The 21773-nt window shown below is 72.6% G+C and carries 14 protein-coding genes; 7 read left to right on the plus strand and 7 right to left on the minus strand.

The window, feature by feature from the left end; genetic code table 11:
* The first annotated feature begins 82 nt into the window (after positions 1-82).
* The gene (locus FHR37_RS28810; protein ID WP_202818278.1) at positions 83-625 is read left to right on the plus strand and encodes an anthrone oxygenase family protein; all 543 of its coding nucleotides are present in this window, start codon (positions 83-85) and stop codon (positions 623-625) included.
* Positions 622-1068: a hypothetical protein gene (locus FHR37_RS28815; protein WP_092886470.1), complete on the plus strand. Its 447-nt coding sequence runs from the start codon at positions 622-624 to the stop codon at positions 1066-1068. Before FHR37_RS28810 ends, FHR37_RS28815 begins: the two co-directional genes overlap by 4 nt.
* On the opposite strand, the gene FHR37_RS28820 is transcribed toward FHR37_RS28815, so the two are convergent.
* Both FHR37_RS28820 and FHR37_RS28825 read right to left on the minus strand, forming a co-directional pair.
* A complete protein-coding gene (locus FHR37_RS28820; RefSeq protein WP_092886468.1) occupies positions 1016-2560 on the minus strand; it encodes an aldehyde dehydrogenase family protein in 1545 nt (514 codons plus the stop codon). The two genes, FHR37_RS28815 and FHR37_RS28820, sit on opposite strands and share 53 nt — an antisense overlap.
* Positions 2561-2702: 142 nt before the next feature.
* On the minus strand, positions 2703-3341 hold the full coding sequence (locus FHR37_RS28825) for a DUF4352 domain-containing protein (protein ID WP_092886466.1): 639 nt from the start codon (positions 3339-3341) through the stop codon (positions 2703-2705).
* Positions 3342-3803: 462 nt separating this feature from the next.
* On the opposite strand from FHR37_RS28825, the gene FHR37_RS28830 reads away from it, so the two are divergent.
* Positions 3804-4505 carry a formylglycine-generating enzyme family protein gene (locus tag FHR37_RS28830; protein WP_237768986.1) on the plus strand — a complete coding sequence of 234 codons (702 nt, stop codon included), beginning with the start codon at positions 3804-3806 and terminating at the stop codon, positions 4503-4505.
* Between the two features lie 150 nt (positions 4506-4655).
* The gene (locus FHR37_RS28835; RefSeq protein WP_179771035.1) at positions 4656-6593 is read left to right on the plus strand and encodes an HNH endonuclease signature motif containing protein; all 1938 of its coding nucleotides are present in this window, start codon (positions 4656-4658) and stop codon (positions 6591-6593) included.
* 10 nt (positions 6594-6603) lie between these two features.
* Here FHR37_RS28835 and FHR37_RS28840 read toward each other — a convergent pair whose 3' ends face one another.
* The 3 genes from FHR37_RS28840 to FHR37_RS28850 all read right to left on the minus strand — a co-directional run bounded on the left by FHR37_RS28840 (position 6604) and on the right by FHR37_RS28850 (position 12794).
* A complete protein-coding gene (locus FHR37_RS28840) occupies positions 6604-8604 on the minus strand; it encodes a hypothetical protein (RefSeq protein ID WP_139239103.1) in 2001 nt (666 codons plus the stop codon).
* A 96-nt stretch (positions 8605-8700) separates the two neighbouring features.
* Positions 8701-9963, minus strand: coding sequence for a protoporphyrinogen/coproporphyrinogen oxidase (locus FHR37_RS28845; protein WP_275936402.1), 1263 nt, complete (start codon positions 9961-9963; stop codon positions 8701-8703).
* 194 nt (positions 9964-10157) lie between these two features.
* Complete coding sequence (locus tag FHR37_RS28850) at positions 10158-12794, minus strand: bifunctional acetate--CoA ligase family protein/GNAT family N-acetyltransferase (RefSeq protein ID WP_092886462.1); 2637 nt, start codon at positions 12792-12794, stop codon at positions 10158-10160.
* Here FHR37_RS28850 and FHR37_RS28855 point away from each other — a divergent pair.
* The 3 genes from FHR37_RS28855 (at position 12738) to fdhF (ending at position 20198) form a co-directional block, all read left to right on the plus strand.
* Positions 12738-15701, plus strand: a complete 2964-nt coding sequence (locus tag FHR37_RS28855; protein ID WP_202818277.1) for a cation-translocating P-type ATPase — start codon at positions 12738-12740, stop codon at positions 15699-15701. The genes FHR37_RS28850 and FHR37_RS28855 overlap by 57 nt on opposite strands.
* Before the next feature lie 61 nt (positions 15702-15762).
* Positions 15763-17451 carry an NAD(P)H-dependent oxidoreductase subunit E gene (locus FHR37_RS28860; RefSeq protein ID WP_202818276.1) on the plus strand — a complete coding sequence of 563 codons (1689 nt, stop codon included), beginning with the start codon at positions 15763-15765 and terminating at the stop codon, positions 17449-17451.
* A complete protein-coding gene (gene fdhF / locus FHR37_RS28865) occupies positions 17448-20198 on the plus strand; it encodes a formate dehydrogenase subunit alpha (RefSeq protein WP_202818275.1) in 2751 nt (916 codons plus the stop codon). The genes FHR37_RS28860 and fdhF overlap by 4 nt, the downstream gene beginning before the upstream one ends.
* 25 nt (positions 20199-20223) lie before the next feature.
* Here fdhF and FHR37_RS28870 read toward each other — a convergent pair whose 3' ends face one another.
* Positions 20224-21126 (minus strand): oxidoreductase, encoded by a 903-nt coding sequence (locus FHR37_RS28870; protein WP_092886458.1) that lies wholly within the window; start codon positions 21124-21126, stop codon positions 20224-20226.
* The gene (locus FHR37_RS28875) at positions 21123-21758 is read right to left on the minus strand and encodes a TetR/AcrR family transcriptional regulator (protein WP_092886456.1); all 636 of its coding nucleotides are present in this window, start codon (positions 21756-21758) and stop codon (positions 21123-21125) included. Before FHR37_RS28875 ends, FHR37_RS28870 begins: the two co-directional genes overlap by 4 nt.
* Positions 21759-21773 lie beyond the last annotated feature (15 nt).

The following is a 21773-nucleotide window of genomic DNA, read 5'->3' on the forward strand; positions in this document are numbered from 1 at the left end:
ACCTAGCGTCGTCGACGACCCCAAGGAGAGGCGCCCCGGATGTCGTCCGCGGCGCCGGAGAACGACAGGAGGACCACCGAAAGTGTCCCGTACGAAACTGACCTGGATCGCGCTCGTCGTGCTGGTGTGGGGCGCGATGCTGTCCTTCGGCGGAGTCGCCGCCGAAACCGTGATGCTGTACCCGAACATCTTCGGTGACGCGCCCGCGTCGCTGGACCGGGCACGGGAGTTCATGGTCGAGGGCGGCCCGAGCGACTACTTCCCCCCGCTCGGCGCGACCGTGACGATCAGCAGCCTGCTCGCGTTCGTGCTCAGCTGGCGCAACCCCGGCTTGCGCTGGTGGGTCGCCGGGGCGGCGGCCGTCTTCGTCGCCTGCGAGTTCCTCTTCTCCGTGCTGTTCTTCTGGCCGCGCAACGAGATCATGTTCGTCGACCCCGTGGGCACCCATTCCGCGGCGTACCTTCGCCAGGTCGCGGAGGAGTTCGTCGCCGGGCACTGGGTACGCCTGGCCGGTGGCGCGGTGACCTCGGCGCTCGCGTTCACCGCGTTCGTACGGTGCGACCGTGCCAACGCGCGTGCGGCCGCCGCCGGGTCCGCGACCGATCCCGCGGAGGTGGCCCGATGAGCCGGGTGACCCGCGCCCTGGGATTCTCCTGGCCGGCCCTGGTGGGGCTCGCCGCGCTGGCCGCGCCCCGGGTGGTGCTGCACGACCTCGGTGTCATCGAGGAGGGCACGTTCGTCAACGGTCTCTTCGTGTTCCTGCCACCGCTGTGCTGGATCGCGGCCGTGCTGTGGCGGCGTCCGCCGCGTCCGTTCCTGACCGTCGTGGTGATCGGCGCGATCTACGCGGTGTTCCTCGCGGCCGGGCACCAACTGCTGTGGGAGCAGAGCTTCGGGGCTCGGCCACCGGCGCTCGGCGGCAACCTCGCCGACCTGGACCCGGCCGCGCAGGAACGCATCATCCGCACCGCCGCGGTCGGGTCCAGTCTCGTCACCGGCACGATCGTGGGCGTGATCACAGGTGCGGTCGCGGCTGCGTTGTGCCGCCTCGTGCCTCGTGGTCGGTGAACCAGCCGGTCACCTGGGGGTCGATGTTGTGGTAGATGTGCTTGGCTTCCTGGTACTCCGCCAGCCCGCTCGGGCCGAGCTCGCGCCCGATGCCCGACTGGCCGAAACCTCCCCACTCCGCCTGCGGGAGGTAGGGGTGGAAGTCGTTGATCCAGACGGTGCCGTGCCGCAGCCGGGCAGCGACCCGTTGCGCCCGGCCGGCGTCCTGGGTCCACACCGCCGCGGCCAGGCCGTAGTCGGTGTCGTTGCCGATGCGCACCGCGTCGTCCTCGGTGGTGAAGGTCTCCACGGTGACCACCGGGCCGAAGCCCTCGTCGCGTACGACGGACATGCCCGGCCGTACGTCGGTGAGAACCGTTGGTGCGAAGTAGAAACCGTGCGCCAGGTCACCCTCACCCCAGGTCCCACCGCAACGCAGGGTTGCGCCCTCGGCCACACCGCGGCGGACGTACTCGGTCACCTTGTCCCGGTGGGCCGCGGAGATCAGCGGACCGGTCTCGGCGTCGTCGTCGAACGGCCCGCCCATCCGGATCATCCGTGCGCGGCGGACCAGTTCGTCGACGAACCGGTCGTGCAGCGACTCCTCGACGACCAGCCGGGCACCGGCCGAACACACCTGGCCGGAGTGCACGAACGCGGCGTTCAGCGCGTTGTCCAGCGCGGCGTCGAAGTCGGCGTCGGCGAACACGACGTTGGGGTTCTTGCCGCCGAGTTCGAGGGCGACCTTCTTCACCGTCGTGGCGGCGGAGGCGGCGATCCGGCGGCCGGTCTCCAGTCCACCGGTGAACGACACCAGGTCGACGTCCGGGTGCTCCGACAGCGGTGCGCCCGCGACGGGACCCGCGCCGAGGACGAGGTTGGCCACGCCGGCCGGCAGGCCCACCTCGGTGAGCACGTCCATCAACAGGATGGCCGTACCGGGGGTGAGCTCGCTCGGCTTGAGGACGAACGTGTTGCCGGCGGCCAGCGCGGGCGCGACCTTCCACGCCGCCTGCAGCAGCGGGTAGTTCCACGGTGAGATGAGCCCGCACACGCCGACCGGTTCGTAGCTGATCCGGCTCACCACACCCGGGTCGCCGGCGTCGACGAGCCGGCCCGCCTCGAGGCCGGCGAGCTTGCCGAAGTAGCTGAAGCAGGCGGCGACGTCGGCCATGTCCAGCCGGCTCTCGACGATCCGCTTGCCGGTGTCGAGGGACTCCGCCCGGGCGAACTCCTCTGTCCGGGCACGAAGCCGCTCGGCCACCAGCAGCAGCAGGTCGCCGCGTTCGGCAGCCGGGGTGTGCGGCCAGGGCCCGGTGTCGAACGCCGTGCGGGCGGCGGCGATCGCGCGTTCCACGTCGGCCGTTCCGGCTTCGCTGACGTGCCTGACGTACGAACCGTCCGCCGGGCAGCGGATCTCTCTGGTGCCGCCGTCAGCGGCGGGCACCCAGGCACCGTCGACGTACAACGTTGCGATCGGGGACGTGGGTCCGGTGGTGGGAATGCCGATCATGCGGCCATTCTTCTCACGCTCGCTCACCTCCGGGCGTCCGGGGCAGCAAGCCGTGCTTGACGGCAGTTGTGGGGGATCCACCGGAAGGTGGTCCCCCACAACGGTGCAGCGACAGCTCAGCGACGACGCAGGTGGTCAAGTACTACTTGACAGCAACCTTGACGCCGCCGGAGAGCATCGAGTCGTGCAGCTCCAGGCTCGCCGGGGTGGCGTCCTTCGGGACGTCGAAGATCACGACGCCGGACAGCTTGTTGCCCGGGTTGATCTCCTCCAGCAGCGACTGCGCATCCTTGAGGTACACGGCCGCCTCGCTGTCGGCGCTGGCCTTGCGGCCCTGGGTGTCGACGAGGTACTGGTTGTCGCCGAAGAAGGTGCCGGCTTCCTTGCCGTGGTTCTCCACCGTCACGTGGACGAAGACGAACTTGCCCTGCGGCTTGGTGTTGAGGTACTCGTCGCCGATCCGCGCGGGTCCGTCCGTCACCTTCGTGACGGTGAAGGTGAAGTCACCGTCGCGGACCGGGTCGCCGATGCCGGCGGTCTTCTCGACCTTCTCGGCCTTCTCGCTGTCGTCGGACTTCGTAGCTTCCGTCGACTTCTTGTCGACCTTCTTGGCGTCCTCCGCGACGGCGGCGTCCGCGGAATCGTCGACGCTGGTGGTGGTCTGGTCGCTCGCCGTGGCATCGTCATCGCCGCCGGACAGCATTGCTCCGACGCTGATGATGAGGACCAGCCCGAAGACGCCACCCAGGATGGCGAGGCAGCCGATACCGAACTTCTTCACAAGAACCCCCCGGTTCGTCGTATGGACGCCGACCCTCGTCGACGTCTGCGGGGGGTGAGGTCACACGTGCCCACACCGTTGCCCGGTGTCGGCGTACGCGAAGAAGTTCGCGGACGGTCCGCCGGCTCAGGACGTGCCGAGAACACACCTCGGTACGACGTCGGCTCGGTCGGACACTCCTTTGGACACAGGTTGCCGGCGCGTGCGAACGACGCGCTGCCTGCCTGGCCGCGTGAGTGTGTCGAGAACTTCGTGTCGCCGGGCTGATGTGCCCGCGCGACGAGCAGGCGCGAACGCGCCTGGACCTTCCCCCCTGGTTCATGTCCGGCCCCCGCCGGACAGCGCGGTAAAGATAGCTGGTGTGTCCCCAAATGTCCAAATCGGTGTGCGTACCCTCATTCGCGGCCCATATCGTGGCGGCGGGCTCGACTCCTGAGCCCGTTCAACCTGAAGGGACTCCACGTGCGTCTGCCCACCGCCGACCCGACCGTGCCGGCGATGGTCGACATCCCCGCCGGGTACGTCGACCTGCGCGACGACCGGATCGGCGCGCGGTGGCAGGTGGAGCTTGCGCCGTTCCGGATGGCGAGCGTCCCGGTCACGGTGGACCTGCACCGGGCCGTCACCGGTGCCGATCCGGAGTCGTCGGCGAGTGATGCGTCGCAGGGGAGTGGTGCGTCGCCGGTGACGAACGTCAGCTGGCACGACGCGGTGGACCTGTGCAACCTGCTCTCCCGCCGGCACGGACTCGGCCCGGCGTACTCCCGTGAACCACGCACCGGCGAAGTGATCTGGGACCGCACGGCCGACGGTTACCGACTGCCGACTGAAGCGGAGTGGCAGTACGCCTGCAAGGCGGGCACCACCGGATATCGGTACGGCGAACTCGACGACATCGCGTGGTACGCCGACAACTCCGGGGGCCGGGTTCACGACATGGGCGGCAAGGCGCCGAACCCGTGGGGACTGTTCGACATGCTGGGCAACGTGTGGGAGTGGTGCTGGGACCTCTACGACGAGGAGGTCTACGGCTCCTACCGCATCTTCCGCGGCGGCGGGTGGGCCGAGCAGGCACGTGGCTGCGGCGCCACCGTGCGGCGCCGCAGCCATCCCTCGTTCGCGATCGACGACCTCGGTTTCCGCCTCGCCCGCACATCCGTCTGACGCGGAGGGGTGGTCTGATCCCGGGCGTCGGCGCAGGTTGAGGTTGACGTCAATTTCCCTTGTGGATAAGGGTTTTTCTGCGAGCGTGAGTCGATCATGTGGCGGGGTGGGCCGCGGCTTGCGGTGTTGCTGGCGTCGGTGGATCGCGGGGTGTGTAACGGGTTTGAGTTGGAGGAGCGGGCCAGGGCGTGGCGGCGGTTGATCGGCTGGGCGGAGGCGGAGTGCCTGGCCGAGGTGAACGAGCTGGCCTACGCCGAACCCGGGATGCCCGACGAGCCGGCCGTGCGCAGTCCCGAGATGGACCCGATGACCCAGGCCGTCCTCGAACCTTTGCTGCGGTGGTCGGGCTACCACGCCAGCTGGTATTTGGCGCTGGCCCTCACCCTGCCTCGCCTGCCGCGCACACGAGCAGCGCTGGCGGCCGGGCAGTTGGAGCTGCCCGACGTGCGGGCGATCGTGGACCGGATCACCGACGCGAAGCCAGATCTGTGGGGTGCGATCGAGGACGCGATCTTCCCGAAGGTGCTGGAACTGCGGGGCGGGTTGTTGCGGGCCAAGGTGGAGGCGGAGGTCGTCAAGGCCGATCCCGAGGCTGCCGGTAAACGGCACCGGGAAGCACGCACCGGACGGAACGTGGCGATCTGGCCGGCTGTCGACGGGGTCGCCGACCTCGCGATCCGTGGCCTGTCAGCTGACCAGGCCGCCGAGGCGTACGGCTACATCGACGCGATCGCCCGTGCGGTGAAGTCCGCCGGCGACCCGCGCAAGCTGAGCCAGCTACGCGCGGACATCGCCTTCTCCCTGCTCAGCGGCATCGCCGACCTCATCGACTGCTCCGCCCCCACAGCCACCCCCGACCAGGGCGAGAGTACGCAGACGAAGGCGGCGGCACAGAACGCAGCGGCGCAAGGCGAGTCTGAGCAAGGCGAGTCTGAGCAGGACGACCTCGAGCAGGACGACTCTGGGCAGCGGCCTGCGGAAAGCGACTTTCCACAGGAGTGGGCCGACACCGAGCAGGTGGACACCGAGCAGGTGGACACCGAGCAGGTCGAAGACGAGCCGCATGCCCAAGACGACATACGGCCCGCGAGCGAGAACGCGCCGGCGAAGGATGAGAACGAGCGGGCGCAAAGCCAGACCGAGCAGCCCGAGACCGCGCCCGAGCCCGAGCCCGAGCCCGAGACCGAGCCCGAGCGGTCGCAGGATGAGACCGACCAGAGTGGGGAGGGGCACTGCGCTGTGCACCGGTTCCCCGACCACGACCTGCACGACAGCTGGTGTGAGTGTGGGAACTGTTCTCCGGCACCGGTCCCCAGCTGCACAGTGTGCGGTACGGCCGCGACGAACGGCATCCGAGTCCACGACACCGCCGCCCACGAGGCCGCCGCCCGCACCGCCGAGCCGCCGGGTAACCCCGACCCACCGGATCCACCCGATCCGCCGGGCCGGCCTGATCCGCCGACAGGCAACTCCACACCTCCACCGCCGCCGTGGACCTCTTCGCAGCCGAGCTGGGGTCCGATACGAACGCGCTCGAAGATCCAGCTGAACATGCCGTTGACCACGCTGATGGGACTGTCCACCCGGCCCGGTGAGCTCGGCGGAGTCGGGCCCATCATTACCGAGGTGGCTCGCCGGATCGTGGCGAACCATCTCGACAACCCCGAAGCCCGCTTCAGTGTCGGCATCACCCATCCGGTCACCGGACGGTTACTGCACCTGCATCCGATCCCGGCGAGGTTCCTGCGGGGGCTGCAGGCCGAGCTTGTACATGCCCGTGACCAGCGCTGCGTATGGACCACCTGCCGAAGGCCCGCCGCCACCTGCCACCTCGACCACAACACCGAGTACGCCGACGGCGGGGAAACCTCCGTCGACAACATCGCGCCTTTGTGCCCCCGCCACCACAAGGCGAAGACCGAGAGGGACTGGAAACTCCAGCAGACCGGGCCGGGAGAGCACACTCTCACCGACCCGTTCGGCCGGCAGTACCACAGCAGCGCACCATCCCTCACCGACCCGATAGACGAACCGGTAGCCGCCACTGCAGGCAGTCGGTCAGCTGACGATGACCTGCCACCGTTCTGATGGATGCCGGCTACCCGCCGAACTCCGAGAGGTCGCGGGAGCGGATCAGTGCGGGTTGGTCGGAGCGGGCGACCCAGGGAGTGTCGTACGACGGATCGTTGGCGAAGCGGCGCATGGAAAGCCGCAGCCGGATCCGCCCACCCGGGCCGAGGCTTACCCGCAGCCGGATCCGCCCACCCGGGCCGAGGCTTACCCGCAGCCAGCGGCTGTCAACCGCGACTTGCCCCGGGTTGTCGCCGGGGTCGTAGCCCGCGTTGCCGTCAGGGTCCTCACGGGAGCCGAGCACGGTGACGGACTCGAAGTGATGCTCACCGAATCCGCCTGCCTGGACGACGACTTCGCGTCCTTCGTCGACCCCACAGTTGACCAGGTGCACGGTGGCCGAGGAGGCGTCGACATGCTCCACCAACGCGGCCACGTCGGGCGGCAAACCGGGACGCCGCGCGAGGTGGTCGAAGTAGCGTACGGTCGCGAACTGCAGCCCGCCGTGGTAGACGTGCAGCGGCGCACCCAGCATCGTCTGCACGAGTCCTTCGGCGAAGACCGGGCTCATGTCCTGCCAGTGGTGGACGTCCCACTCCGCAGGGTCGCCGTCGTCGGAACGAATCCGGTCCAGACGATCGCGAAGCTGGCGTTGGTTGGTGGCCAGGATCTGCCCGGGGTAGTCCGGGTTGGCGCCGCGCACGTACGCGAACCAGTGCTCGCTGTTGGCGGCACCGTTGGCCTTGGCGATCCGGTCCGTCGGCGTACCCCACTCCGCCGACCCCGGCAACCGCAGTACGCGTTCGAGATCCTCCGCCGCATGACTCAGACTCCAGCACGTGACGGGCACCCGCGCATCAGGCCGCCGGTAGTCCGTCCAGCCGGAGTCGACATGCCGGTGCGGGACGATCCGGCCGTCAACCGTGTCTTGCCCGAGGTCCCACAACGCGTCGAGTTGCGAACGGATCAGGTCCAGCTGCGAGAGTGTCCCGCCGAGGAGAACGCCGTTGGTGCAGGCGATCGCCACCGCCTCGAGGATCTGGTGGGCACCGTGCGGCCAGCGCCAGCCGTAGTAGCCGCCCCACCACGCGCCGTCCATGAACTGCCCGATCACGTCGTCGGGCCCGACGTTGTCCGGAAGCAAGCCGCCGTTGCGCTCGGCGCGTTCCCGCCAGGCGGCGCGGTAGTCGAGCACCCAGTCGCGGTAGCGAACGTCGCCGGTGAACAGGTACGCGTGGGTCAGCAGGCTGGTCGCGGTGAGGTTCAGCGGTACGTCGCCACGGGTCATCCGGGCGTTCATCCGTTCCAGGATGTGCGCGTACGTCGCGTCGTCGGTCCACGGGCACGTGGGCCCGGTGACACCCGGCAGGTCCTCGAACGGCGGCGGGTAGTTGTCCAGCACCTCGCGGTGGGTGCTCCAGTCCTCGGCGGTGACGGTGAACCGCGGGCCGCGCGAGCCGGTCAGTGGTGAGCGGATCAGCCGCCGGACCGGATCGTAGTTCGCCGCCTCCGGGTCCTCGCCGGTGTAGAAGCCGGCGAACCGCACGGCCCGTCGGCGTTCCTTCACACTCGTCGGGTCGGCGAGCGCCAGCAGGTACAGAAGATTGTTCGCCTCGCCGTGGTGCATCCAGTCGTAGTACGCGTCGAACTCGCGGTGAATCTGGCCGTACTCCGTCCACTGCCAGGTGATCGCGTCCCACTGGCGCCGGGCGAGGGCGAGGAGTTCGGAACGCCCGCCGAGCAGGTACAGCATCGGCAACCCCTGGAACCCCTCGTACGGGTCGTCCGAGCCGTCCATCCCAGGCCACGACTCCCGCCACGGCAGGGTCCCGTCCGGGCGCGCGTAACGGTCGACGAACTCCAGCGCGGCCTGCTCCGAGGCGGCCAGCAGGTCGCGTTGCAGCAGGGCCCACTCCGGTGGGTCGGCCACCTCGTGCGACCCGATCACCGGGATCGCAACGGCGGTCGCGTCGGTCCCGTCGGTCGCGTCGTCGGTCCGCTCGGTCGGCACGCTCTGGTCACTCGGCACGTTCGGCACCTTCGGCACTGTAGGCACCGGGCCGACTTACCGGGGCGGGCCGAGCCGAGGTCGGCCTGAACCGGTCGGTCATCCGCTGCGAAGGTGTCAGCTCGTCGCGCCGAGATGCCGCAGGACGGCGCGAGCTGCCCGGGTGCCGCTGGCCATCGCGCCCTGGGTGGACGGGGTGTCGCGGTGGTCGCCGGCCACGAACAGTCCCTCGCCCAGGTCGACCGGCTTGCGCAGGTCGCCGAGCGGTGGCGGAGCGGCCGGCAGCGCCTCTCGGACGACGGTGGTGTCGACGTGCTCCCACGCGTCGGTGGGTACGCCGTACAGCGCGGACAACCGGGGCCGGAGCTCCGACTCGTCCGGCGGGTCGCCGCCGTCGTGACCGGTCGGCCCGAGGACGGAGGTGGAGATCAGCGCCCGGCCGTCGGTGGAGTACGACGGGGCGGCCGCGGTGAGGACGACCGAGTTGACGATCATCCGGTCGTCGGCGCCGTCGAGCAGCAGCGTGGGTTCGGCGAGGGGTGGTTCGGACGCGGCGTGGTAGTAGGTCGTGAGCCCGCGAAGAGGCGGAATCTTCAAGCTGGGCAGGAGTCTTCCCGCGGTCGCCGGATCGGTGGCCACCACGACGGCGCGCGCCCGCACCTGCTGCCCGTCGTACCGAACACTGCCCGGAGCCACCTCCTCGACCTGCACACCGGTGCGCAGCGTTCCCGCGGGCAGTCGCGCGGCCAACTGGGCTGGAATCGCTCCCATACCGGCGGCCGGAACGATGACGGTGCCGCGGACGAAGCTGCGCCACACCAGGTCGACGAACCTGCTGGAGGTGGTGAGCTGGTCCTCGGCGAGTACGCCCGACAGGAACGGGCGCAGGAACCTGTCCACCGCAGGGCCGCCGAGCCGGCGCCGGGCCAGCGACTCCGCCGCCGTGGTCTCCTCCGCCTGGAGGAGCCGGCGTACGGGTGCGAACCCCACGTCGGCGGAGTAGGCGGCCAGTGCGAGCTTCGCCTGCCACGGCAGCAGTCCCGAACCGATCGTGGCGGGCAGGTCGGCCGGGTGGCGGCGCGGGTCGCCCAGCCGGTGCAGCTTCCCGGCGTACCGCACCAGCGCCCCGGCGGTGAACGGCCGCGGGTCCAGTGCCGGCAGGTCGAGCCGTCGCCGTACCTGCGGATAGGACGTGTTGAGCACCTGGAAGCCGCGGTCGAGCGTGAAGCCGGACCTGTGGTCGGAGGCGACGCGGCCACCCGGGCGCGCCTCGCGTTCGAGCACGGTGACCGTGCGGCCGGCGGCGACCAGGTCGAGTGCGGCCACCAGCCCGGCCATGCCGGCGCCGACCACCACCACGTCGTACTCGGACTCGACCACGTACTGCCTCCCGGCCACTGGGCCTCCCGTCTCGCGTACCTCCTGTCGACCCTAGAACATCGGTCGGGCACTCGGGTCCGGCCCGCAGCTGCGGCCGGCGAAGCCGGGGTACGTCTCACTGCGGGCGGTCCGCTCCGACGGACACGGCAACTCCGTACGCCAGACGATCATCCGGGCGTACGCCGGCTGAACCGTCAGGTGCGCAGCCTGCGCAGGAAGGGATCGCCGGCCTCGACCGGCGCGAGCCGCACCCGCGCGTCCACCACCACACACGAGGCGGTGGTGGCGACGACCGGGTTCAGGTCGAGTTCGGCGACCTCGGGCACGAGTTCGGCGAGCCGGCCGACGCGCAAGAGCACGTTGACAATGCCGTCGGTGTCCAGCCGGGGGTCGGCGTTCTCCCCGAACAGCGCCGGACCCGCCCGCAGCGCGGTCAGCATCTCGCGGGCGTCGAGGTCGGTGAGCGGCACCAGCCGGTACGTACGGTCGCCGATGAGGTCGGTGTCCACCCCGCCCAGCCCGAACCCCACCAGCGGACCGAACGTCGGGTCGCTGCTCACCCCGACCAGGAGTTCGCGCCCGGGTGCGGCCATCGGCTGGACGACGACGCCGGTCAGCGCCGGCCCGAACCGCTCCCGCAGTACGCCGAACCCCTCACGGACGGCGGCCTCGTCGGACAGCCCCAGCAGCACCCCGCCGGCCCGGCTCTTGTGCAGGACGTCCGCCGCCGCGGCCTTGAGCGCCACCGGCCGGCCGCTCTCGTGGAATGCCGCCACCGCCTCGTCGGCGTCCCGGACGACCCGGACGCCGGCGACCGGCAGGCCGACGTGCCCGAGCAGCGTGACCACGCCCTCGGGGTCCAGCCAGCCGCCGTCCGGATGCCCGGTGAGGAACTCCGCCACCAGGGCGCGGGCGGCGTCGACGTCGATGTCCGGCAGGTCCGGCACCGTCCCGGCCGGCCGGGACCGCCAGATGCCGTACCGCACCGCGTTCCCCAGCGCGACGGCCGCGTGCGCGGGGTCACTGAACACCGGCACCGGCCGGCCCGCGGTGGGGTCGGTGGGGTGCAGCGCGTCGACCACCGCCGTCTGGCCGACCCGGACCGCGACGACCGGCAGCCCGAGCTCCCACGGCACCTCGTCCGCCAGCCTGGGCAGCGGATCGGTCACCGCGGTGGGTGCGGTCAGCACCAGCACCGCGTCCACGCCCGGATCGTCGAGCACCGCCCGCACGCACCTGTGGAAGATCTCGTCGTGCACGTCCGCGGTGGTGTCGACCGGGTTGCGGAGGCTGGCGGTCGGGGGCAGCAGCGAGCGGAGTTCGGCGCGGGTGGCCTCGCCGAGTTCGGGGAGGGTGAGGCCCTGGCGCGCGCAGGCGTCGGCGGCGAGTACGCCGATCCCGCCGACGTTGCCGATCACCGCGACCCGGTTGCCGGCGGGCAGCGGCTGCCAGCTCAGTACGCAGGCGGTCGTCACGACGTCGCTCAGGTTGTCCATCGCGAGTACGCCGGCCTGGTCGAACAACGCGTCCCGGTTGACCGCCGGCGTCGCGGCCGCGGCCGTGTGCGAGGCGGCGGCCCGCCGGGCGACCTCGCTGCTGCCCGTTCGTACTGCCAACACCGGCTTGCGCGCGGCCAGCGCTCGCGCCAGCACCCCGAACTTGCGCGGGTTGCCGAACGACTCGACGTAGACCACGGCCAGGTCCGTGGCCTCGTCGCGCTGCCACCACATCAACAGGTCGTTGCTGCTCACGTCGAACTTGTCGCCGGTCGACACCAGGCTGGACACGCCGAGCTCGACCGCGGCGAACTGCTCCAGCAACGCGATGCCCACCCCGCCGGACTGGGTGACGACGCCGACCCGTCCGGCCGGTGCGGGCCCGCGGGCGAACGTCGCGTTCAGCCGTACATCCTCGGCGGTGTTGACCACGCCGAGACAGTTCGGGCCGACCATCCGCATGCCGTACCTGCGGACCGCCGCCCGCAACGCGTCCGCGCGCTCGGGGTGATCGGTCACGCCGGAGGTGACGACGACCAGCGCACGGACGCCGCGTTCACCGCACTCCTCCGCCGCCTGCGCGACCGCCGCGGCGGGGACGCACAGGACGGCCAGGTCGACACCTGGCGGGAGATCGCGGGCGGACGGGACGCACCGCACGTCGGCCACCACGTCGGCGTGCGGGTTGACCGCGTGCGCGGCGCCGGTGTAGCCGCCGGCCAGCAGGTTGGCCAGCACGGCGTGCCCCACCGAGTCCGGCCGGCGGCTGGCGCCCACGACCGCGACGGCCTTCGGCCGCAGCAGGGCGCCCAGGCTGGCCACGTCGGCGAGGCGTTCGCGTTCGCCGACGGCGGCGGCGTAGCTCGAGGCGCCCTCGACGAGCCGCAGGGTCACGAGGTACGACGACCCTTCCAGCCGCATCGTCATCGGCAGCCCCGCGTCGCGGAACACCCGGACCATGGCGGCGTTCTCGGTGAGCACCTCGGCCACGAACCGGCGTACTCCGCGCCGCCGGGCGGCGGAGGCGAGGTGCTCCAGCAGCAGCGTGCCCAGGCCGTGCGCCTGCTGCCGGTGGTCGACGACGATCGCGACCTCTGCCTCGGCCGGGTCGGACAGCACTTCGCAGTGGGCGGCGCCGATCAGGGTGTCTCCCACGAACGCGCCGACGGTGAGCCTGTGGGCGTCACCGGGCCGGACGAGCTGATCGAGGAGCTCGGGGAGGCCGACCGGGTGGGTGGTGAAGAACCGCAGGTAGGTGTCGCGTTCGGGGAGGTCCTGGTGCAGCCGCAGCAGGTCGTCGAGATCGTCCGGTCCGAGGGGGCGCAGCTCCACCACCCGGCCGTCGGTGAGGACCGCGCGTACGGCCTGGGCGGTCCGAGCGGTGGGAACGGTCTGGCCCGGCTGGCCCGGCTGGCCCGGCTGGCCCGGCTGGCCCGGCTGGCCCGGCTGCCCTGGCTGGTCCTGCCCCGGCTGGCCCGGCTGCCCTGGCTGGTCCTGCCCGGGTTGCCCCGGCTGCCCGGCTTCGTCCGGCACGACCCTGGTCGCCGACCGGTCTGGCTCCATGCGCGCTCCGTCCGCCATCCCCGCCCCAACCGGCCCCCACCGGTCCCAGGGCACACGGTAGGCCATGTCCGGTGCGCTTCGGGAGCGCTGACCGGAGGGTTCGCTGGGTACGCCACCACTGTGGACCAGGCCGGGCTGACCGAGGCGGAGGCCGCGGCCCGGCTGGAGCGGTACGGCCCGAACGCCCCGCCCCGCCGGCCGCCGGTGCCGCTGCACCGCCGGCTCGCCGCCCAGTTGCGCGACCCGCTGATCGTCGTCCTGCTGGTCGCCGCGGTCCTCACCATCGCGACCCGGGACATCTCCGACGCGGCGGTCATCGTGCTGGTGATCGTGATGAACACCGCGGTCGGGGTCAGTCAGGAGGTACGCGCGGACCAGGCGATCACCGAGCTGGCCGCCCTGGCCGCCCCGTCGGCGCGGGTCGTCCGCGACGGCGCCGAGCGGGAGGTGCCGGCCGCGGAGGTGGTGCCGGGTGACCTTCTGGTGCTCGCCGAGGGCCAGGTCGTTCCCGCGGACGCCCGGCTGGTGGAGGCGGTCGCGTTCGCCGCCGACGAGTCCATGCTCACGGGTGAGGCGGTGCCGGTGGACAAGGCCGCGGCCTCCACCGAGGAGTCCGGCGACGAGGTGTCGGCGGGCACGGTGGTGGTGCGCGGACGGGGGCTCGCGGTGGTGACCGCGACGGGTGGGGCCAGCGCGATGGGGCGGGTGGCCGCGCTGATGGCGGCCGAGCCGGTCCGTACGCCGCTGCAGCGCCGGCTCGCCGGGGTGGCGCGGGTGCTCGCGATCAGCGCCGCCGTCCTGTGCGTCGTGGTGCTGGTGCTCGGACTGGTCCGCGGCCAGCCGCTGGAGCTGATGGTGCTCACCGGCATCAGCCTGCTGGTCGCGGCGGTGCCGGAGTCGCTGCCCGCGGTGGTGACGCTGGCGCTCGCCCTGGGCGCGCGCCGGATGGCCCGCCGGAACGCGATCGTGCGCCGGCTGCCGGCGGTGGAGACGCTCGGCTCGGTGACGGTGATCGCCACCGACAAGACCGGCACGCTCACCGAGGGCGCGATGGTGGTGCAGCGGCTGTGGACGTACGAAGGCGAGGTGGAGGTGACCGGCGCCGGGTACGCGCCGGAGGGGGAGTTGCTCCGGGACGGCCGGCCGGTCGACCCCGCGGAGGTGCCCGACGTGGTGGCCCTGCTGCGGGCGGGCGTGCTGTGCACCGACGCGAGCCTGCTGCCCCCGCGTACCGGGTCGGAGTCCTGGAGCGCGGCGGGCGACCCCACCGAGGCGGCACTGCTCGCCGCCGGTGCCAAGCTCGGGTTGACACGGGCCGCGCTGGAGAGCACCTGGCCGCGGGTGGCGGAGGTCCCGTTCGACAACGCCCGCAAGCGGATGACCACCGTGCACCGTCGCGGGCCGGACTCCTACCTCGTCATCTGCAAGGGCGCGCCCGAGGTGCTCCTGCGCAACCCGCTGCTGTCCGACGGCGCCGGCGTGCTGGGCAGCGCCGCCGAGCGGACCCAGGAGTACGCCGCCGAGGGCTTCCGCGTGCTCGCCGTCGCCACCGCCGAGCGGGACACCCTTCCACCGGAGGACGGCCCGGTCGCCCTGGAGGCCGCCCTCGAGGACGGCCTACGGCTGCTCGGCCTGGTGGCCATCGCGGACCCGCCGCGAGCCTCGGCGCCGGCCACCATCGCCGCGTGCCGGCAGGCGGGGATCGCGCCGGTGCTGATCACCGGCGACCACCCCGCGACCGCGCACGCGATCGCCCGCCAGGTCGGTATCGAGGGGCCCCTCGGAACCGAGGGGGTCGGTATCGAGGGGGCAGGCGGCGGTGAGGAGGACGGGCGGGTCTTCGCCCGGACCAGTCCGGAGCAGAAGCTGGCCATCATCCACGCGTACCGCGACCGCTCGGAGGTGGTCGCGATGACCGGCGACGGCGTGAACGACGCGCCGGCCCTGCGCAGCGCGGACATCGGCGTGGCCATGGGCCGGCGGGGCACCGAGGTGGCCCGCGAGGCCGCGGACCTCGTCCTCGCCGACGACGAGCTCGCCACCTTGGTGGCCGCGGTGGAGGAAGGCCGGCGGATCTACGCCAACGTCCGCCGCTTCCTGGCGTACGGGCTGGCCGGCGGTGCCGCGGAGATCCTGGTGATGCTGGCCGGCCCGTTCCTCGGCTTTCCCCTGCCGCTGCTGCCCGCGCAGATCCTGTGGGTCAACCTGCTCACCCACGGGCTGCCCGGGGTGGCGCTCGGCGCCGAACCGGCCGAGGGCGACCTGATGCGTTCGCCGCCGCGGCCGCCGGCCGAACGTATCCTCGGCGCCGGGCTGTGGCAGCGGGTGGCGCGGCTGGCCGTCGTGGTCGCCGCGGTGACACTCGGGGTGGCCGTGTGGGCCCACGCTACCGGGCGGCCCTGGCAGAGCATGGCGTTCCTGACCCTGGGCGCGACGCAGCTGTGGATCGGCCTGGGTTCGCGGGCCCGGCCCGGCACGCTCACCAACCCGTTCCTGCTGCTGGCCGTCGTGGTCGCGTTCGGGTTGCAGGCTGCCGGGGTGTACGTCCCGCTGCTGCGCGACCTGCTCGGCACCGAACCCGTGCCGCTGCCCGATCTCTTGATCGTGGGCGTGGTGTCGTTCGCCGGGTACGTCGCGATTCGGCTGGATCGGTTCCTCGCCGGTCGCCGCCGGGCATGAGGGCTGCGTGCGTGAGGGTCGTGAAGGTCGTGAGGGTCGTGAGAGTCGTGCGGGCGGCAAAGTGGACCGCGGGCCGACCGGGGCGTCGCTGGACGGGCTGGAACGCCGCACCGGCGGACCGGCGTACGACAGCCTGACCCGGCTGCGCGCGGCGCGTGCCTCGCACGGTGTGGTCACCCCGTCGGACGAACGCGCGGTCGCCGACGAGGTGTGCCTTCCGGTGGCCGCCGTGCACGGAGCCGCGAGCTACTACGCCGATCTGCGCGGCCGGCAGGGCGCCCGGCACGTGCGGGTGTGCGCGGGCACGGCCTGCTTCGTGGCCGGCGGCGGTGGCCGGCACGTCGCGGAGGTGTCCCGGGTCCTCGGCGTACCCCCGGACGAGTGCACGCTCGACGGACAGGTGTCGCTGCAGGTGGTGCACTGCCTGGGCTACTGCTACACGGGACCGGCCGCGCTGGACGGCGACCAGCCGCGGGCGGGCGCCGACCTCGCCGCGCAGCTCGCCGGGGACGCGCCGCCCAGGGCACCCGACCCCGTCGTCCGTGCCGCCACGCCACCGGTCGTCCTTCGGGGCGTCGTCGGCGAGGAATCGTCCTGGCAGGTGTGGCCGCGGTTGCTCGCGGCGGTCCGGTCCGACGGAGGCCCCGCCGCGGTCGCCAGCCGGATCCGCGCGGAGGTGGCGACCGCAGGACTGCGCGGCCGGGGCGGCGCGGGCTTTCCCACCGCGTACAAGTGGCGGGCCGTGGCGGGTTCGTCCGTCCCACCCGCACAGCGTTACGTCGTGGCCAACGGCGACGAGGGCGACCCCGGCTCGTTCGCCGACCGGGTGCTGATGGAGGAGGACCCGGACCGGCTGCTGGAGGGGCTGGCTCTCGCCGCGCTGGCCTGCGGTGCGGAGCGGGGGTTCGTCTACGTGCGTTCGGAGTACCCGCGCGCCATCGGCCGGCTCCGCGAGGCGGTCGCCCGGGCGCACGCCGGCGGCCACCTGGGCGCCGACCTGCACGGCTCGGGCGTTCGGCTGGACGTCACGGTGGTCTCCGGTGCCGGGTCCTACCTGGCCGGAGAGGAGACCTCGCTGCTGAGGTCGCTGGCCGGACTGCGGGCCACGGTGCGCCCCCGGCCGCCGTACCCCACGGAGTACGGCCTGCTCGGCCGGCCCACCGCGCTGAACAACGTGGAGACGCTGGCGGCGGTACCGGCGGTCATCGCCGACGGCGGCCGAACCTACGCCGCACGGGGCGTGCCGCCGGACACCGGCACCCTGCTGGTGTGCCTGAACGAGAGGTTCCGTCGGCCGGGCTTGTACGAGGTGGAGCTGGGCACGCCGCTGCGGGACATCGTGGTCGGCCTCGGCGGCGGCCTGTCGGGGGACGCCCGGTTGCGCGCGCTCCAGGTGGGCGGGCCGCTCGGCGGCTTCCTCGACCCCGACCAGCTCGACCTACCGCTCTTGGGGGCCACCCTCGTCGCAGCCGGCGCGCCGCCCGGGCACGGCAGCCTGGTTGCCGTCGACGACCGGGTGGACCCGCGCGACCTGCTGCGGGCGCTGTGGGAGTTCGGCGCGCGGGAGAGCTGCGGCACGTGCACGCCCTGCCGCGAGGGCACCCGGCTCGGTGAACGCCGGCCCGAGGCGGCCGCCCGCGACGACAGCCTGCTGGACACGATGGAGATCGGGAGCCTGTGTCCGTTCGGCTCCCGGCTTCCGGCCGTCGTGCGCAGTCTGCGCCGGGTGTATGCGGATGAGCTGTCGTGACCGACCGGCCGGTGCGGGACGTCATCCGGCTGCGGGTGAACGGGAACCCGGTGGAGGTGGCCGAGGGCGCGACGGTGCTGGACGCCACCCGTGCGGCCGGCGCGGACGTGCCCACCCTCTGCTTCGACGACCGGCTGGCGCCTTCGGGCGCCTGCCGGGTGTGCCTGGTCCGCACCGGCCATGGTGTGGTCGCCGCGTGCACAGCCCCGGCCGAGGAGGGTGCCGACGTACGGACCGACGATCGCGAGGTCGCCGCCACCGTGCGCCGGGTGGTGGAGCTGATGGTGGAACGGCTCCCCGAACGCGCTCTGGAACTGCCCACCGAGCTCACGGCGCTGTGTGCTCGGCTCGGTCTGGAGCCGGCGGACTTCGACCTGGCCGGGCGGGGGCTCGGCCGGGACGACTCCCATCCGTACGTCCGGCTGGACGCCGACCTGTGCATCGCCTGCGGCAGGTGTGTGCGGATGTGCGACGAAGTGCAGGGGACGTTCGCGCTGACCCTGGCCGGACGGGGCGCGGACACCGTCGTGGCGGCCGGAGCCGGCGGCCCGTGGGTGGAGTCGACGTGCGTGGCGTGCGGAGGCTGCGTGGACTCCTGCCCGAGTGGCGCGCTCAGCGGACCCGTCTCGGTGCTCACGTCGTTCGCCACGGCCGGGACGCAGCCGGCCACCCGTACGCCGGCCACCCGTCAGCGCGGCGGCCGAACCTCGGATCAGGTCACCCGCACCACCTGCGGCTACTGCGGGGTGGGCTGCGCCCTGGACGTGCACACGCGAGACGCCGGCATCCTCGCCGTCACCCCGGCGCTGGACGGTCCGGTCAACCGTGGCCATGCCTGCGTGAAGGGCCGCTTCGCGTACGGGTTCGTGCGTTCCCCGGACCGGCTCACCACCCCGCTGGTACGGCGTGGCGACCGGCTCGAACCCGCCGGCTGGGACGAGGCGCTCGCCGTGGTGGGCCGCGAGCTGGCCCGGATCCGCGACCGGCACGGGCCGGACTCCATCGCCGCGATCTCCTCCGCCCGGTCCACCAACGAGGAGAACTACCTGCTGCAGAAGCTGATGCGGACGGCGATCGGCACCAACAACGTCGACAACTGTTCGCGCATCTGTCACGCGCCCTCCGCGGCCGGCCTGACCGCGAGCTTCGGGCTTGCCGGCGGCACCAACCCCGCCGAGGACCTCGACGTCGCGGACTGCATCCTCGTCGCCGGCGCGAACGCCACCCAGGCCCACCCGGTGATCGGTGCGCGGATCGTGCAGGCGGCGTTGCGCGGTGCCCGGCTGGTGGTCCTCGACCCGCGGCGGACCGAACTGGCCCGGCTTGCCGACGTCCACCTGCGGGGCCGGCCCGGGTCGAACGTCGCGGTGTTCAACGGCCTGGCCCGGCTGCTTGTCGACCGCGGCTTCGCCGACGAGGAGTTTCTCGCCACCCGTGCGGCCGAGGTCGAGGAACTGCGGGAACTGCTGGCCGGCTACCCGCCCGACCGGGTGGCCGAGCTGAGCGGCGTCCCACCGGACGCGCTGGCCGCGGCGGCCGAGGCGTACGGCACCGCTCGGCGACCCGCGATCGTCTACGGGCTCGGCGTCACCGAACACGTGCACGGCACCGACGGGGTCCGAACGCTCGCCAACCTCGCGATCCTGCGCGGTGCCGTCGGGACGCCGAACGGTGGGGGCATCAGCCCGTTGCGCGGCCAGAACAACGTGCAGGGCGCCTCCGACATGGGCGCGCTGCCCGACGTGCTGCCCGGCTACCAGCGGGTCGACGACCCGCAGGTGCGGGAGAGGTTCGCGGCGGTGTGGGGCGTGCCGGTGCCGGAACGGCCGGGGCTGCGGATCCCGGAGATGTTCGACGCGGCGATCGCCGGGCGGGTGCGGGCGATGTACGTGTTCGGCGAGGACATCCTGGCGACCGACCCCGACTCCCGGCACGTCCGCGCGGCACTGGACGCATGTGACTTCGTGGTGAGCCAGGAGATCTTCCTGTCCGCCACCGCGCAGGTCGCGGACGTGGTGCTGCCGGGCAGTTCGTTCCTGGAGAAGGACGGCACGTTCGTCAACTTCGACCGGCGGTTTCAGCGGGTCCGCCCCGCACTCGACCCGCCCGGCCAGGCGTACACCGACTTCGACGTGCTGCGGGCCGTCGGCGGTGCGCTCGGCGTCGACCTCGGCTGCCCGGACCCGGCCGCCGCCCTGGCCGAGTGTGCCGAGCTCACCCCGGCGTTCGCCGGCATCTCCCACGACCGCCTGGACCGGGAGGGCGCGCTGCACTGGCCCTGCCGGGGACCGGACGACCCGGGCGAGGCCAGGTTGTACGAGCAGGCGTTCGCCACCGCGGACGGGCGCGCGCACCTCGCGGCCCGGCCGTGGCTGCCGCCGGGTGAGCCGCCCGACGCGGACTTCCCGTACGCCCTGATCACCGGCCGGCGACTCGTGCACTACAACAGCGGAACGATGACCCGGCGTACGCCGAACCTGCTGCTGGCGCCCGGCGAACACCTCGACCTCCACCCCGACGACGCCCGGCGGCTCGGCGTCGGGGAGGGCGATCCGGTCGAGGTCACCAGTCGGCGGGGCACGGTGACCGCTCCGGCTCGGCTGACCGACGAGGTGGCGGTGGGCGAGGTGTTCCTGACGTTCGCCTTCCCGGACGTGCCGGCGAACCTGCTCACCTCCGCCGAGGTGGACGAGGTGACGTCCTGCCCGGAGTACAAGCTCACCGCCGTCCGGCTCAGCCGGGCCTGACACCTTCCCCGTCACCGTTGCCGCCTCAGGCGGCGCGGAACTGGGTGCGGAGGATGGCGTCGAACGCTCGCCCGCCGATCAGCCGGCGGGTGTGCACGAGCACCTTGGCCGCGGGGGTGACGACGTAACGGGTGCGCGGCCGGGAGTTGGTGACCGCGTGGTCGATCACCCGGGCCACCGCCTCGGGCCGCGCGGACATCAGCGGAGATCGGTAGCCCTGCGCCATCTGCTGGTCGGCGGCCTGGTTGAGCGCGGCGTAGGGTCCGGACGGCGCGGCCTGACCGGCGAGGTTGCCGGCCGCGGTGGTCGCGAACTCGGTGCGGATCAGACCCGGCTCGACCAGGCTCACCCGGACCCCGAACGGCGCGGCCTCGAACCGCAGCGCGTCGGTCAGCGCCTCCACGGCGTACTTGCTGGCGTGGTAGTAACCGCCGACGGGGAAGACCAGCCGGCCGCCCATGGAGCCGACGTTGACGATCCGGCCGCGGCCCGCCCGCCGCATGCCGGGCAGGACGAGCTGGGCCATCCGGGCCAGCCCGAAGACGTTGGTCTCGAACTGCCGCCGCACGGCGTCCAGGTCGGTCTCCTCGACGGTGCCGTAGGCGCCGTAGCCGGCGTTGTTGACCAGCGCGCCGACGAACCCGTGCGCGGCCTCGACCTCCTGCACGGCCGCGGCCATCGACGCCTCGTCGGTGACGTCGAGGGCGAGCACGCGGGCGCCGGCCGCTGCGAGGTCGGCGATGGATTCGGTACGCCGGGCGGTGGCGTAGACGGTCAGGTCAGAGCGGCGGGCCAGCCGGAGCGCGGCGGCCCGGCCGATGCCGGAGGACGTGCCGGTGATCAGCACCGCCGTGGTCTTCGCGTCGGCGACCTGGCCAGGGCGAGCACTCGAGTCGGACGGGGTGGTGTGGTCGGACGGGGTGGTCATACGGACTCCAGAGGGTTGGTGCGGGCGTGGTCCAGTCCCGCGACGAACAACTGCACCCCGTGTCGTAGCCGCCGGACCGGGGCGGCGTGATCGGTCAGGTCGGCCTCCAGGCCCCGGGTGAACGCGAGCAGGAGGTCCGCGAACTCCTCGGCTTCGGCTCTGGGCGGCACGGCACGACCGGCCGCGCCGGCGAGCAGGTCGCGCATCGCGTGTTCGTACTCGCTGATCAGGTCGGCCGACGTGCGGGCGTCCACGCTCAGCAGCTCGGCGGCATGTGCCGGGCTGTCCTGCCACAGGCGCAGCGTCAACCGGAGCTTCGCCTCCAGGGCGGACGTCAGCTGACCCGCGAGGTCATCCTTGGACTCCAGCCCGGCGCGGGCGTCGGCCAGGGTCCGCGCGAGCAACCGGCGGGTGAGCCGGCGAAACACGTCCTCCTTGTTGCGGACGTACTGGTAGACCGCCGGACGGGACATGCCGGCCTCCCGCGCGATGTCGTCCATCGTCGTGCGGCGCACGCCGTGCCGGGTGAAGCAGGTGTAGGCCGCGGTCAGGATCGGATCGACCCGCGCGTCCTCGGGGTCGGCGGAACCCAGACTGTCCGGTGATCTCCCGCCCGATGCTCGCTTCGACATGCTGACATTGTGCGT

The sequence above is a fragment of the Actinopolymorpha cephalotaxi genome, from assembly GCF_013408535.1.
GTDB lineage: Bacteria > Actinomycetota > Actinomycetes > Propionibacteriales > Actinopolymorphaceae > Actinopolymorpha > Actinopolymorpha cephalotaxi.

Coding starts and splice junctions, on each gene's coding strand:
- FHR37_RS28815 (WP_092886470.1), top strand. CDS start 622: ATGAGCCGGGTGACCCGCGCCCTGGGATTCTCCTGGCCGGCCCTGGTG.
- FHR37_RS28820 (WP_092886468.1), bottom strand. CDS start 2,560: ATGATCGGCATTCCCACCACCGGACCCACGTCCCCGATCGCAACGTTG.
- FHR37_RS28870 (WP_092886458.1), bottom strand. CDS start 21,126: ATGACCACCCCGTCCGACCACACCACCCCGTCCGACTCGAGTGCTCGC.
- FHR37_RS28875 (WP_092886456.1), bottom strand. CDS start 21,758: ATGTCGAAGCGAGCATCGGGCGGGAGATCACCGGACAGTCTGGGTTCC.